We start from the raw sequence: 13,126 nt of genomic DNA, 5'->3' as shown, positions 1-13,126 counted from the left end.
CATATACTCAGATGATGTCGAGAATCGTGTCCAAAACTTTTCGCAGTTCCTCTGTGGCGTTGAGGCCCAATCCATCGAGGTCTTTCTCGCTGATCCCGCCGATACCGACCTCATCGAGGAAGAGCTTCGGAAGGGATGTTCCGAACCCTTTCCGGAGAGTGATCAGTGTGCCTTCGTTGACGCCGTGGTAGAGATCGCCATGCTGCCTGGGGATGTGATAGGCCGCACTGGGGTCTCCGGTGCTCGTTGACTTCCTCTCCGCCCACCCTGCGGTTCCCGCCTGCTGCTCCTTGAACCCATTCTTCATGTCGAAGTGAGCTCGCTGCACATGTGTCAGCTTCTTGAGCGCCTGCAGTCGCGTGGACATATGCGCATGGCCTCTTCGGCGTGCCTGGCGCGCAAGGACGCGGTTGGGCACGTAGTTCTCCAGCTCCCGGAACTCCAGAACATGCGCGTATCCGCCGGCATCGGCCACCGATTCGGCCCGCGTGTGGTTCTTGGTCCGCTCACCCGGACGGTAGCGGTCACTGTCGATCACCAGCACCACCCGCTTAGTTCTGGTGAACCGTCGTACCTGATCGACGGCTTCGCTGACGGCACCGTCCGCACCTCCGCCGTTGCGCACGTCCAAGAGGTTGGCGTCCTCCGCCCGAAGGATGTCCTCCATGCCGAGTAGTTTCGCCACCGCGGATATGAACATCCAGTCGTACTTGCGGTTCTCCACGACGAGCACTGCGGGCCTGCGGAGGTCCTCAACGTCCTCTTCCAGGGTACCCCTGGCTACCCTCAGCACCGGCCTCCGGTCCTCTACCGGTGCCCAGGTGTATCCGGCCCTGCTGGCCTTCTTGACGATCGCACTATAGGTCTGTGCGAGAGGAGCGGAAAGGTTTCGATCGAAGAAGTTGGAAACCGTGTCCACGTCGAGGGGCGAGATCACCCATTCATGCCTTACGTCTCGGAAGAACAGGATCAGCTGGAGAAGAGATTCGTAACATTCGTCGTCATCGAACAGGGAGGCCGGGATCTCAACGCGCATCATCACCCAATCCAGCCTGCGCGACCGCGAGAGCGCGCGCCTCCTCGAAGTCCTCGGAGAAGACCCCTTTCGGCCAGTAGTCGACATTCCCCGACCGAGTGACTGAGATTCTGCGCAGTGTAGCCCTCCCTTCTCCTTCTTCGACGAAATAGACCGCGAGGTCCTTCGGAGCCAGATGCCCCTCCGCCACACGTCGGCGCAGTCTCAGAAGAAACGTCTCGCTGTGCGTCTCCACCAGGAAGCGGACTCTCGTCTCCCGCGCGGCGTCGACGCACAGGTCAGCGACCTCTGCGTGGGCGGACGGGTGAAGGTGAAGCTCGGGCTCCTCCACGATCTCGATCACGGGCCCCTCCGGCGGATGGATGCGGTCGGCTGCACGTTGGATCAGGATGGGCAGGACCTGGCCGACCCCGGTTCCCACGTCATCGATGTGGACACTGACCTCGGGATCCTGAGTGGAGTAGAAACGGGGGACATACATGCCCGCCCCGATGTTCTCAATACCGATCCGCCACCCGGGAAGGATCCTCCCCAGGAGTTCGTTGACCTCCCGTGTCAGCTCCCCTCGACCGCGCAGCGCATCGGCCGCCAGCATCCCCAGCGCCTTCTCGCCCCGGCCGCCGACACTGGCAGCACGTCTGGCAGGCATCCGGTAGAACCGCTCTGGAACTTTCCGGAAGGGTCCCAGATACCGAATGTCGTCAAATTCCAACCGCATCTTCTCAGAAATGGAATCGATGCCGCCGATTGAATCCTTCCAGCTAGATGCAGTGGGAAGCAAACCCTGGAATTTGAGTACGGATGACGTACCCTCGAATTCATATCGTCTGCCGTCGCCGACGACGTCATTGGCGCTGTACTCCCAGGCGAAACGCCTGGTTTCAGTGCTGCCGTGTAGATTCAGCAGGCTCACCACCTGGATGCCCTGGTCGTCGATGTTCTGGACTTCGGCGTCGATCCCGAAAGCCCGTCCTTCGGGATCGCGGAAGCCCATGCCGACGTGGATGCGGCCGTGCGGGGCCGAACCGTGGATCAGGTCGGTGAAGGTGGGGGACAGTCCTTCGACCAGTTCCAGGTCCAGAGGATATGGCGATTCGGTCCGGATGCCGGTCGAAAGGACTTGCAGGGCCCGGACCACGGCGCTCTTCCCGGAGTTGTTCCTTCCCAGGACCACCGTGATGCTGCCGAGCTCCACTTCCTGCCGCTCTTTGAAGCAGCGGAAGTTCTCCAAAGAGAACCGCTCCAGTGGCATGGGATCCTCAGTCCGAGTCGTGCGGGCCGCAAGGGGGAGGCGTGGTTGCAGCGGTAAGGCCCTGCGAACAGGTTTACCAGAGTATCGGTCCGTACCCATCTCAGACGCGAAAAACGGACACCGTATCCGGCGCGGTTCCGTGATCATTTCCAGCCCCGACCTTTGTGCCCGAGCTCGATCCTGGCCGCGGTCAGGGCATCGCGCGATGTGGGACTTGTGGCAGGGCCGGTCGTCGGCCATAAGCCGCTTGACCGCGACGCCAGCCGAGGCGCGATGGAGAGCGCTACCGTGAAACACGACAAACGGGCTCCCGGAGGAGCCCGCTCAGAAGATGATCTCCCGGATATCTCCCATCGGGGCCTGATCGTCTCGGCCAATAAGTCCAGAGGAGCCCTCTGAACTGCGGCGATGATGGTGGGCGATACAGGATTCGAACCTGTGACCTCTACCGTGTCAAGGTAGCGCTCTAACCAACTGAGCTAACCGCCCGGGATCGTGCGTGGAGGTGGAGACGGGATTCGAACCCGTGTAGACGGCTTTGCAGGCCGCTGCCTCGCCTCTCGGCCACTCCACCGGACTCTTCGGGGGAGTCGACGTCCCCCGTGTGTGTCTCCGAGCGGACGACGGGATTCGAACCCGCGACCCTCACCTTGGCAAGGTGATGCTCTACCAGCTGAGCCACGTCCGCGTGCTGTCGGGTTCCGGGGCCTGTTGTTCCTGACTCCGTCGCCGTCCTGCACGCAGAACTCTAGCGGAAAGTCGGCAGACGGCAAATCGCGCATGCTCCTGCTCGGGCCCGGTGGGGCCGTGAGATTGTATACAGGAGACACTGGTTCCGCTGGGACGTCTGCTCGATCCTGAGGAGTGCGATGGCCGGGTGCCGGGGGACGGCGACGCCGTGGGCGCAGGCGCGTGCGATGGCGCGCGAGCTGGGCGGGCGGCGCTCATGGGCGACCGAGGAGGACGCCGCACCTGCCGACGCGGTCGGCGCCGCCCTGGCCCGCGACCTGACGGCGCTGGTCGCCGTGCCCCCCTATGACGCCTCGGCCATGGACGGCTACGCCGTCGCCGGACCGGGCCCCTGGGACGTGCGCGGCCGGGTCCTGGCCGGAGCCGCGCCCGCCCCGCCGCTGCGCCCGGGCGAGGCCGTCGAGATCGCCACCGGCGCGCGGGTGCCCGAGGGAACGGACGCGGTCCTGCCCTATGAGTCCGCCCACCGCGAGGGCGACCGGGTCCGCGGCGGCGCCGAGCACGGCCGCCACGTGCGCCGGACGGGGGAGGACACCGCCGCCGGCGCCACCGTGCTGCCCCGGGGAGCGGTGGTGACCCCCGCCGCCGCCGGGCTGGCCGCGAGCCTGGGCCACGACACCCTGCCGGTGCGCCGCCCGCGCGTCGCCGCGTTCATCACCGGCGACGAGATCGCCGTGGCCGGCCGCCCCGGCCCCGGCCAGGTGCGCGACGCGATCGGGCCGATGCTGCCCGGCATCGCCGCGTGGGCCGGGGCGGCGCTGGAGGCCCCGGCCCGGCTCGACGACGGTTTCGGCCATCTGGTCACAGCGGTGGCCGGGGCCGCCGACCGCAAGAGCGACGTCGTGGTCGTGTGCGGGGCGTCGTCCAAGGGCCCCGCCGACCACCTGCGCGCCGCCCTCACCGAACTCGGCGCCACCCTGGTCGTCGACGGGGTCGCCTGCCGCCCCGGCCACCCGCAGCTCCTCGCGCACTTCGGCACCGGGGAGTCGCCCGGCACCGTGGTCGTGGGCCTGCCGGGCAACCCCAACGCCGCCCTCGCCGCCGCCGTGACGCTGCTCGTGCCGGTCCTGGTCGCCATGGCCGGGCGCGCGGACCCGGCGGCGCTGCTGCCCCGCTCGCTGCCGTTCGTCGGGCGGGCCGCCCCGCACCACCGCGACACGCGCCTGGTCGCGGTTCGGGTGGCCGACGGCGAGGCGCGGCCGGTGGGCCACGACCGCCCCGGCAGCCTGCGCGGAGCGGCGGCGGCCGACGCCTACGCGGTCATCCCGCCGGCCTGGGCCGGCCCTGAAGCGTCGCTGGTGTGGCTGCCCCGCTGACTCCGCCCCCGTTCCGAGGACCGCAACGGCGCGGTGGCGGCGGTCCGGGGCGGAGCGGGGCCGGGACCGGCGGCGCGCCACTGCGGGTGTCCCGCCGCGGACGCGTGGCGGCCGGGACCGGGCGCGCGGCGCCGGAGATCAGAGCCGTCCGATGCCTTCTGGCCTAGACTCGGGACGAGGATCCCCCGCCCGACGGTGCCGTTTCCCGTCGATGTCCAGAGACCTTCCGCGTTCCCGCCGCGCCGACCACGAAAGACGCGTACCCATGCCCCCTCCCCGGCTCGACAAGGGCCTGCTGCCCAACCCCGTGCAGCGCCCGGCCCCGCTGCGCGACAGCGTGTACGAGACCCTGCTCGAACTCATCACGCGCCGCCGCCTGCCGCCCGGCCGGCACCTGGTCGAGAACGAACTCGCCGAGCAGCTCGGGGTGTCCCGGCAGCCCGTGCGCGAGGCGCTCCAGCGGCTCAGCAACGAGGGCTGGGTCGACCTGCGCCCGGGGTACGGCGCGTTCGTCCACCGGCCGAGCGAGAACGAGGCCGAGCAGCTGCTGGCCATGCGCACCCTGCTGGAGACCGAGGCGGCGCGCCTGGCCGCGGCCGAGGCCGGCCCCGAGGGTGCCGCGCGGCTGCGCGAGCTGTGGCGTGCGGGCGTGGCGGGCCTGGAGCGCGACGACAGCGATGCCATGGTCGACGCCAACGCCGACCTGCACCGCGTGATCACCGAGCTGTCCGGCAACGCCGTGCTCGCCGGGCTGGCCGGCCAGGTGGCGCGCCGTGTGCGCTGGTACCACGGGCTGGTCGTCCGCCGCCGCGGCCGTGAGGCATGGGACGAGCACGCCCGCATCATCGACGCGATCGAGGCCGGCGACCAGGACGAGGCCGCCCGCCTGATGCGCGAGCACACCGACACCACCCGTCGCGTGTACCACGAGAGCGCCGCCGAGAGCGCGGCCCCTGATACGGCCGAGGCAGACGCGGAATAGCGGCGTCGGCGCCCTCCTGTCTCCATCGCCCTGATCTCGGGCGGCCCCGCACCGGGACCCCCGGCCCCCCGGACTCGACCCGCACCGGCGACGTCGAGAGGGTCGCCCCCGATGGCTACGACGTCCCGGCGCAGGCGTTCCGGATGGGCGGGTGCCCTCCACCGCCCCGATGCGGAGACGAAGGGCCGGGGCGCGTGCGCCCCTCGGGACCCACGAGGCCACGGCGGTAACGGTTCCGGTCGGCGCGGGACCGTCCGGCACGCCCACGGCGTCCGCCGCCGCACCCGGACGCGGGGAAAAACCGGGGAAAGTCCGGCAGCCCCTGGCGGAGTGTGGTGCGAGACACCAGAATGTGTGATCGGCCTCTCGTAGGGGCCGGGTGGGCGCGTGCCGCTCCGGAGTCGGCCGACGTCCGGGCGCCCGCGGCCGCCTCCTGCCGGGGCCGGGCTTCCCCTGGGCCCGGTCCCGGCCGGCCTCGCCACGGACCTGGAGCGCGGATGCTGATGCGGCAACTGGAGTACCTGACCGCTCTGGCCCGCGAACAGCATTTCGCCCGCGCGGCCATGGCGTGCCACGTCAGCCAGCCCGCGCTCTCCGCCGGCATCCGCAAGCTGGAGTCCGAACTCGACGTGCCGATCGTGCGGCGGGGGCACCGCTTCGAAGGCTTCACCCCCGAAGGCGAGCGGGTCCTGCGCTGGGCCTACCGCCTCCTTGCCGAGCGCGACGCCCTCACCGGCGAGGTCGGCCCGATGCGCGAGGGGCACACCGGCACCCTGCGCATCGGGGTGCTGCCCGAGGCCGCCGCCCCGCTCGCGCACATCACCGCGGGGTTCGGGGTGCGGCATCCGCGGGTGCGGCTGGTGGTGCGCTCCCTGCCCGCCGCCGACATCGACGCGGCCCTCGCGCGGTTCGACCTCGACGTCGGGGTCACCCGCCTGCCGGCCGCCGCCGCGCGGGACCGCAACCGCGCCGTCCGCCTGTTCCGCACCCGGCATGCCCTCGTGACCTGTGAGGACGGTCGGTTCTCCGGGGTTTCGGCGGTGCGCTGGGCGGAGCTGGCGCATGTCCCCATGGCCCGATTCACCGCCGACCCGGAGGGGCAGCGGCTCCTCGACGAGGCCATGGCGGCATCGGGCACGCCGTGGGCGGCGCAGGTCGAGACGGACTCCCTGCCCGCCCTCTACACCCACGTCCGCGAGGGCGGCTGGTGCGCGGTGCTCCCGCACGCCTGGCTGTGCGGCGCCGAGCCGCCGCCCGGCCTGCGCGTGCTGCCGATGGTCGAGCCGGTGAGCGACATCGAGGTGGGCATGGTCGCCCCGGAGCGGCGCCCCGAACCGCTGCTGGCCCGCGAGCTCCTCGCCCACGCGCGCGGCGTCCCGGTGCAGGGCATCGTCGACAGGGTCCTGCCGGCAGCGGCGGCGGCCGCCCCGGCGGCGCTGCCCCGCGCGTCGGGCGCCGGCGCCGGCTGACCCCGCCGGCCGGCCCCCGACGCGCCCCGCTGCCTCAGCCCGCGCCGTTGCGGCGGCCGCGCAGCAGCACGCCCGCCTGCACGGCGGCGATGACGATGATCGCCGCCGCGATCGCGCTGGTCAGGTGCATGCCGTCGGTGAAGGCGGCGCGCGCCGCGTCGAGCAGGGCCCCGGCCGCCGGTGACGGCAGTCCCTCGGCGGCCGTCACCGCGCCGCCCAGGGTCTCCCGCGCGGCGTCCATGGCGGCGGCAGGGACGTCCTCGACCTCGTCGAGCCGGATCCGGTAGGTGGCGGTGAGCACGCTGCCGAGCAGCGCGACGCCCAGCGCGCCGCCGAGTTCGTAGGCGGTCTCGGAGATGGCCGAGGCGGCTCCGGCGCGCTCGGGCGGGGCGGCGGTGAGGATGGCGTCGTTGGTCAGCGTCTCGGTCAGGCCGATGCCCACGTTGAGCAGCGCGAACGCACCGACGATGAGCCAGAGCCCGCCCTCCGTGGGCGCCAGGGTGACCGCCAGGAACCCGGCCGCGATGAGCGCGAGGCCGATGACGATCACCGAGCCCAGGCTGAGCCGGCGCGCCACCCCGACGGCGACGAAGCTGGCCGCCACCGACAGCACCAGCCCCGGGACCAGCGCGAACCCCGCGTAGAGGGGGCTGATCCCCAGCACCAGCTGGAGGTACTGGGTGATGAAGAACAGCGACGCCACCATGGCGAAGACGATCATCAGGTTGGTGGCGACGGCGACGGTGAACTCGCGGATGGCGAACAGCCGGACGTCGAGCAGCGGGTCCTTCAGCCGGAGCTGGCGCCGGACGAAGACCGCCCCCAGCAGCAGGCCGGCCGCGATCGCGACGACGGGCACGATCGCGAGGCCCTCCTCGGCGAGCTTCTTGACCCCGTAGACCGCGGGCAGCATGGCGCCCAGCGACAGGGCGACGCTCGCGGGGTCCAGGCGCCCCGGGTGCGGGTTGCGGGACTCCCGCACCAGCAGCGGGGCGGCCACGAGGATCAGCACCATCACCGGCAGGTTGATGAGGAAGACCGAGCCCCAGTGGAAGTGCTCCAGCAGCCAGCCGCCGACGATGGGGCCCAGCGCGGCACCCCCCGAGAACCCCGAGGCCCACGTGGCGATCGCGAACAGCCGCTGGCGCGGGTCCAGGAACATGTTGCGGATCAGCGACAGCGTGGACGGCATCAGGGTGGCGCCCGCCAGTCCCAGCAGCGCGCGGGCGGCGATGAGCACCTCGGCGGTCGGGGCGTTGGCGGCGATCAGGGACGCGGCGCCGAACCCGGCCGAGCCGATGAGCAGCAGCCGGCGGCGGCCGATGCGGTCGCCGAGCGTGCCCATGGTGATGAGCAGGCCGGCGAGGACGAACGAGTAGACGTCGATGATCCACAGCAGCTGGCCGGCGGTGGGCGCCAGGTCCTCGCTGAGGTGGGGCACGGCGAAGCCGAGCACCGTCATGTCCACCGAGATCAGGACGACGGGCAGCGTCAGCACGGCGAGCGCGGCCCATTCCCGCGGACCGGCCTTGGGCGGACCTCCGTGCGCGGATGTCTCGGGGCCGGTGGGTGCGGCGTGCATGGTCCTCTCTCTTCTCTCTTCAGGGGTCGCGGGCGTGCCGGGTGTCCGGCAAACGTCGTTAGTGTACCGTCCGGACGGTACAGTACAGTCCGGCCGGTACAGTGTCCAATCGTGAGTGCTTCCACGACCCGCGACCGCATCCTCGACGCGTTGCAGGACCTCCTGATCGAGGGCGGCGCCTCCGCCGTGACCCTGGAGGCCGTCGCGGCGGCGGCCGGGGTCTCCAAAGGGGGGCTGCTCTACCACTTCCCGTCGAAGTCGGCGCTGCTCGACGGGCTGATCCGCCGCCTGGCGGACCGCGCCGACGAGGAGTTCCGCGAGGCCGCCGACGGCGACGAAGGCGTCGTCCGCACCTTCCTGCGCACGTCGGTGCCGGAATCGGTGGAGGAGGCCGAGCTGTACTGGTCCCTCATCGCCGCCCTGCGCAGCGAGGACGCCATGTCGGGGGAGTCGGGCCGGCTGCTGGGCCGGATCTTCGAGGAGTGGTCGCGGCTCCTCCGGGAGGAGCTGGACGACCCCGTTCTCGCCGAGACCATCCGCCTGGTCGGCGACGGCCTCTACCTATCGGCCATCGCCGGGCTGCCCAGCCCCGACCCCGAACTGGTGCGCCAGGTGACCGACCGGCTCATCGCCCAGGCCGACGCCGCCACCGGCCGCCGCGACCGCTGACCCGCCGCCGAGGGGCGGCGGCCGGCCGCTGACGCGGTGGCCCGCACGCCGCGGGCCACCGGCGCCGCCCGACGCGAGGGGCCCAGGGGGCGCCGCCGCCGATCGTGCCGTCGGCGGTGCCCGCGGTACGTATCCGGATCCGTTCCGTGGGGAATCCGGGGGCGGCGCCTTCGCAGGTCGTCGCGGTGCGTCCGGCCCTGTCAGGCCGATCGCGGCCGCTCAGCGCCGGGGAATGTGACGGGGTGGCCACTATCGTGGAAGGCATGGCTTCCAACGACCACCGCACAGACACAGGAAAGAGTCGGATCACTACGGACGGCGATCGGTTCGGGCGGGGGTCGGGTGGCGAGATGGTCCCGGCGCGCGCCGAAGCCAGGGAGAAGGAGACCGCGCCGGTGCAATCGGTCGACCGCGCCATCACCGTGCTGGAGATCCTCGCCCAGCACGGCGAGGCCGGGGTCACCGAGATCGCCGTGGAGCTCGGCGTGCACAAGTCCACCGCCTTCCGCCTGGTGGGGGCGTTGGAGCGGCGCGGCCTGGTCGAGCAACCGGGTCTCAGGGGCAAGTACCAGCTCGGATTCGGGATCATCCGGCTGGCCGGGACCATGGCGGCCGGCCTCGACCTCACCCAGCAGAGCCGGCCGGTGTGCGAGGACCTCGCGGCCGAGCTCGGCGAGACCGTGAACATCGCCATCCCCAGTGGCGACATGGTGGTCAACATCGACCAGGTCCGGGGGTCGTCGGCCGTCGTCAGCCAGAACTGGATCGGCCGGCAGAACCCGCTGCACTCCACGTCCAGCGGCAAGGTGCTGCTCGCGCACATGAACGAGGCGGAGCAGCGGCGGGTCCTGCGGGGCCCGCTGGAGCGCCTGACCCCGCGCACCATGATCGACCCCGATGCGCTGCGCGCCCAGTTCGGCGGCATCCGCGAGCGCGGCTACGCCATCGCGGTCGAGGAGCTCGAAGTGGGGCTCAACGCCGTGTCGGCCCCCATCCGGGGGATCACGGGCGAGGTGATCGCCGCGATCAGCGCCTCAGGGCCGTCGTACCGCATGGAGCAGGACAAGCTCGAGGGGATCGGCGAGGCGGTCGGCAAGGCCGCCGTCGAGATCTCCACCCGCATGGGGCACATGCGCGTCCCTTGAGGGCGCGGCCCGCGGCCGTGGCCGGGCGCAGCGGAGGCCGCCCGGCCGTGCCGCGGTCAGGCCTGCGGCGGGGCGGAAAGGCCCAGGGCCGCCGTCACCGCGTCCAGGACGCGCCCGGCGACCTGCGCCGCCGAGTCCGAGACGTCGATGGTGATCCCGGCCTCGTCGTCCTCCAGCGGCTCCAGCGTCGCCTGCTGGGAGTCCAGCAGCCCGGCGGGCATGAAATGCCCGGCACGCGCCCTCAGCCGCTCGGCGATGACCGCGGTCGGGGCGTCGAGGTGGACGAAGTACACGCCGGGGGCACCGCTGCGCAGGGTGTCGCGGTAGGAGCGCTTGAGCGCGGAGCACGCCATGAGCGTTGACTCGCCGCGCAGCTCATGGTCGCTGATCCAGGCGGCGAGCGAACGCAGCCACGGGCGGCGGTCCTCGTCGGTGAGGGGCGTCCCGGCCGACATCTTGGCGATGTTGGCCTCGGGGTGGAACCCGTCGGCCTCGGCGTAGGGGAGGCCCAGGCGCTGGGCGACACTGAGGGCGACGGTGCTCTTGCCGCTGCCGGACACCCCCATGAAGACGATGTGCATGCGGTGGTCCCTCCCGAGACGGGGTGCGCCGTGCCGATGTGCATTCGTGTTCGGCCGACCGCACCGTGCATTAATAGTGATACCAATAGTGTCCGCCGCCCCGCCACCGGCCCCCCGGACGGCGGCGGGGCCGCAGCCGATGAGGAGCCCGATGAGCGCCGACGCCGACCACCGCACCCTGCACAACCGCGTGCTCGCGGAGCTGGGCCCGGCCATCGCCGCCGGCGAGTACGCCCCTGGCCACGTCTTCACGCTGGACCGCCTGGAGCGGTACTACGGGGTCTCGCGCACGGTCGCCCGCGAGGCCGTGCGCGTGCTGGAGTCGATGCACCTGGTGCACAGCCGCCCCCGCACCGGCGTGCGCGTGCGCCCGCCGCACGAGTGGAGCGTGTACGACCCGCAGCTCATCCGCTGGCGCCTGGCCGGGCCGCGCCGCATGGAGCAGCTCCGTTCGCTCACCGAGCTGCGCGCGGCCGTGGAGCCGCCGGCCGCCGCCTCGGCGGCGCGCCGCGCCTCGGCAGCGGACGGCGAGGCGCTGGCCGAGCTGAACGCCCGCATGGTCGCCACCGGCGAGAGCGGCGACCTGGAGGCGTTCCTGCTCCTGGACATCGAATACCACCGGCGCATCCTCGAACTCTCCGGCAACGACATGTTCGCGGGACTGTCGGGCGTGGTCGCCGAGGTCCTCAGCGGCCGCACCGAATACGACCTGATGCCGCAGCACCCCCGGCCCGAGGCGCTGCGCCTGCACACCCACGTCGCCTGCGCGGTCCGCGACGGCCTCCCCGAGGTGGCGGAGGCCGCCATGCGGGCCATCGTCGGCGAGGTCGTCACCGCCCTGGACCAGAGTGCGGCCGGGCTCACAGAACCAGGCTGAGCAGGAACGCGAACGCGAAGCCCACCACGCCGATCAGGGTCTCCATGACCGTCCAGGTGCGCAGCGTGGTCGCGGTGTCCATGCGCAGGAAGCGCCCGACCAGCCAGAACCCCGAGTCGTTGACGTGCGAGAGCACCGTCGAGCCGCACGCGATCGCGATGACGATCAGCGACAGGTCGAGGGTGGACACATCGGGGGCGGCCGCGACGGCCGGGGCGATGAGGGCCGCCGTGGTCGTCAGGGCGACGGTGGCCGACCCCTGGGCCACGCGCAGCGCGGTGGCGATGAGGAAGGCGGCGGCGATCACCGGGAGCCCGGTGGCGGCCAGGCTGTCGGACAGGGCGGCGCCGATGCCGCTGGCGCGCAGCACCCCGCCGAACATCCCGCCGGCCCCGGTGATCAGGATGATCGAGCACACCGGGCCCAGCGCGCCGTCGACGATCTGCTCCACGCGGTCGCGCGGGTGGCGTCCGGCGCCCAGCAGGACCATGGCGAACAGGGTGGTGATGAGCAGCGCCACCGGGGTCTGGCCCACCAGCACGGCCGCCTGCGCCCACGCGGCCTCGCCGTCGACGGTCCCGGTGGTGGAGAGGGTCGTGACAACGGTGTTGGCCGAGATCAGCAGCAACGGCAGCAGCAGGATGCCGATGACGGTCGCCACGTGCGGCGGGTTGGGCTGGTCGACGCTCTCGCCCTCGCCTTCGCCCCCGCCGACGGCGTCGGGCACCGGGATCTGGAAGCGCGCGCCCGCGTAGCGGCTGTAGAGGTAGGAGGCGATGTACCAGGTGGGGATCGCCAGGACGGTGCCGACGAGCAGGGTCACGCCCATGTTGGCGCCGAGCAGGTCGCTGGCGGTCACCGGCCCCGGGTGCGGGGGGACGAAGGCGTGCATGACCGCGAACGCGCCCGCAGCGGGGAACGCGTAGAGCAGCACCGATCCGCCCATGCGGCGGGCGACGCTGAACACGATCGGCAGCATGACGATGAGCCCGGCGTCGAAGAAGATGGGGAAGCCGAACAGCAGTGAGGCGACGCCCAGCGCGAGAGGCGCGCGCTTCTCGCCGAAGGCGCGGATGAGGGAGTTGGCCAGGACCGTGGCGCCGCCGGTCACCTCCAGCATCCGGCCGATCATGACGCCGAGGCCCACGAGCAGCGCGACGCCGGCGAGCGTGCTGCCGAACCCGTCGAGCAGGGTGGGCACCACCTCGGCGGTGCCGATGCCGGTGGCCAGGGCCACCAGCAGGCTGACCAGCGTCAGGGCGACGAAGGCGTGCAGCCGGAACTTCATGATGAGCAACAGCAGAACGGCGATGGACGCCGCGGCGATCAGCAGCAGCGGCCCCGTTGCGAGGGTAGGTTGTGCGGCTTCCAACGGTGCCTCCCGGTGGTGGATGGGGGCGCACGCCCGGCGGGGTGCGCGGGGAGAACGCTGCGGCAAATCGTAATACCATTTGTGAGCATATGTGA

Annotated in this window: 11 protein-coding genes and 3 tRNA genes; 6 read left to right on the top strand and 8 right to left on the bottom strand. The window is 71.7% G+C overall.

What is annotated here, in order from left to right; all coding sequences use genetic code 11:
- Nucleotides 1-7: 7 nt before the first annotated feature.
- From ACFOVU_RS24155 to ACFOVU_RS24135, 5 genes are all read right to left on the bottom strand, one after another.
- Complete coding sequence (locus ACFOVU_RS24155) at nucleotides 8-1,039, bottom strand: hypothetical protein (RefSeq protein ID WP_378537239.1); 1,032 nt, start codon at nucleotides 1,037-1,039, stop codon at nucleotides 8-10.
- Nucleotides 1,026-2,288 carry a DUF3696 domain-containing protein gene (locus ACFOVU_RS24150; protein ID WP_378537238.1) on the bottom strand — a complete coding sequence of 421 codons (1,263 nt, stop codon included), beginning with the start codon at nucleotides 2,286-2,288 and terminating at the stop codon, nucleotides 1,026-1,028. The genes ACFOVU_RS24155 and ACFOVU_RS24150 overlap by 14 nt, the downstream gene beginning before the upstream one ends.
- 412 nt (nucleotides 2,289-2,700) lie before the next feature.
- Nucleotides 2,701-2,777: transfer RNA gene (locus ACFOVU_RS24145), tRNA-Val, on the bottom strand.
- Nucleotides 2,778-2,788: 11 nt separating this feature from the next.
- A tRNA-Cys gene (locus ACFOVU_RS24140) sits at nucleotides 2,789-2,862 on the bottom strand.
- Between the two features lie 41 nt (nucleotides 2,863-2,903).
- Nucleotides 2,904-2,976, bottom strand: a tRNA-Gly gene (locus ACFOVU_RS24135).
- Between the two features lie 181 nt (nucleotides 2,977-3,157).
- Between ACFOVU_RS24135 and ACFOVU_RS24130 the strand changes: the two genes are divergently transcribed.
- The 3 genes from ACFOVU_RS24130 (at nucleotide 3,158) to ACFOVU_RS24120 (ending at nucleotide 6,805) form a co-directional block, all read left to right on the top strand.
- Complete coding sequence (locus ACFOVU_RS24130; RefSeq protein WP_378537236.1) at nucleotides 3,158-4,354, top strand: molybdopterin molybdotransferase MoeA; 1,197 nt, start codon at nucleotides 3,158-3,160, stop codon at nucleotides 4,352-4,354.
- A 265-nt stretch (nucleotides 4,355-4,619) separates the two neighbouring features.
- Nucleotides 4,620-5,336 (top strand): GntR family transcriptional regulator, encoded by a 717-nt coding sequence (locus tag ACFOVU_RS24125; RefSeq protein WP_378537235.1) that lies wholly within the window; start codon nucleotides 4,620-4,622, stop codon nucleotides 5,334-5,336.
- Nucleotides 5,337-5,833: 497 nt separating this feature from the next.
- Nucleotides 5,834-6,805 carry a LysR family transcriptional regulator gene (locus ACFOVU_RS24120; RefSeq protein ID WP_378537233.1) on the top strand — a complete coding sequence of 324 codons (972 nt, stop codon included), beginning with the start codon at nucleotides 5,834-5,836 and terminating at the stop codon, nucleotides 6,803-6,805.
- Between the two features lie 34 nt (nucleotides 6,806-6,839).
- Here ACFOVU_RS24120 and ACFOVU_RS24115 read toward each other — a convergent pair whose 3' ends face one another.
- Complete coding sequence (locus tag ACFOVU_RS24115; RefSeq protein ID WP_378537232.1) at nucleotides 6,840-8,387, bottom strand: MFS transporter; 1,548 nt, start codon at nucleotides 8,385-8,387, stop codon at nucleotides 6,840-6,842.
- Nucleotides 8,388-8,498: 111 nt separating this feature from the next.
- Here ACFOVU_RS24115 and ACFOVU_RS24110 point away from each other — a divergent pair, with 111 nt between their 5' ends.
- Both ACFOVU_RS24110 and ACFOVU_RS24105 read left to right on the top strand, forming a co-directional pair.
- A complete protein-coding gene (locus tag ACFOVU_RS24110) occupies nucleotides 8,499-9,056 on the top strand; it encodes a TetR/AcrR family transcriptional regulator (protein WP_378537230.1) in 558 nt (185 codons plus the stop codon).
- A 395-nt stretch (nucleotides 9,057-9,451) separates the two neighbouring features.
- Nucleotides 9,452-10,201, top strand: a complete 750-nt coding sequence (locus ACFOVU_RS24105) for an IclR family transcriptional regulator (RefSeq protein ID WP_378537229.1) — start codon at nucleotides 9,452-9,454, stop codon at nucleotides 10,199-10,201.
- A 56-nt stretch (nucleotides 10,202-10,257) separates the two neighbouring features.
- Here ACFOVU_RS24105 and ACFOVU_RS24100 read toward each other — a convergent pair whose 3' ends face one another.
- Nucleotides 10,258-10,782, bottom strand: coding sequence for a gluconokinase (locus tag ACFOVU_RS24100; RefSeq protein ID WP_378537227.1), 525 nt, complete (start codon nucleotides 10,780-10,782; stop codon nucleotides 10,258-10,260).
- A 151-nt stretch (nucleotides 10,783-10,933) separates the two neighbouring features.
- On the opposite strand from ACFOVU_RS24100, the gene ACFOVU_RS24095 reads away from it, so the two are divergent.
- Nucleotides 10,934-11,659: a FadR/GntR family transcriptional regulator gene (locus ACFOVU_RS24095; protein WP_378537225.1), complete on the top strand. Its 726-nt coding sequence runs from the start codon at nucleotides 10,934-10,936 to the stop codon at nucleotides 11,657-11,659.
- Here the strand turns inward: ACFOVU_RS24095 and ACFOVU_RS24090 are convergent.
- Nucleotides 11,643-13,031 (bottom strand): GntP family permease, encoded by a 1,389-nt coding sequence (locus tag ACFOVU_RS24090; RefSeq protein WP_378537224.1) that lies wholly within the window; start codon nucleotides 13,029-13,031, stop codon nucleotides 11,643-11,645. The genes ACFOVU_RS24095 and ACFOVU_RS24090 overlap by 17 nt on opposite strands.
- Nucleotides 13,032-13,126: the final 95 nt, after the last annotated feature.

Origin of the sequence: Nocardiopsis sediminis (genome assembly GCF_042650565.1) — a bacterium.
Taxonomy (GTDB): domain Bacteria; phylum Actinomycetota; class Actinomycetes; order Streptosporangiales; family Streptosporangiaceae; genus Nocardiopsis_B; species Nocardiopsis_B sediminis.
Note: the sequence above shows the minus strand (reverse complement) of the source record. Positions and strands in the feature narration are given on the sequence as shown.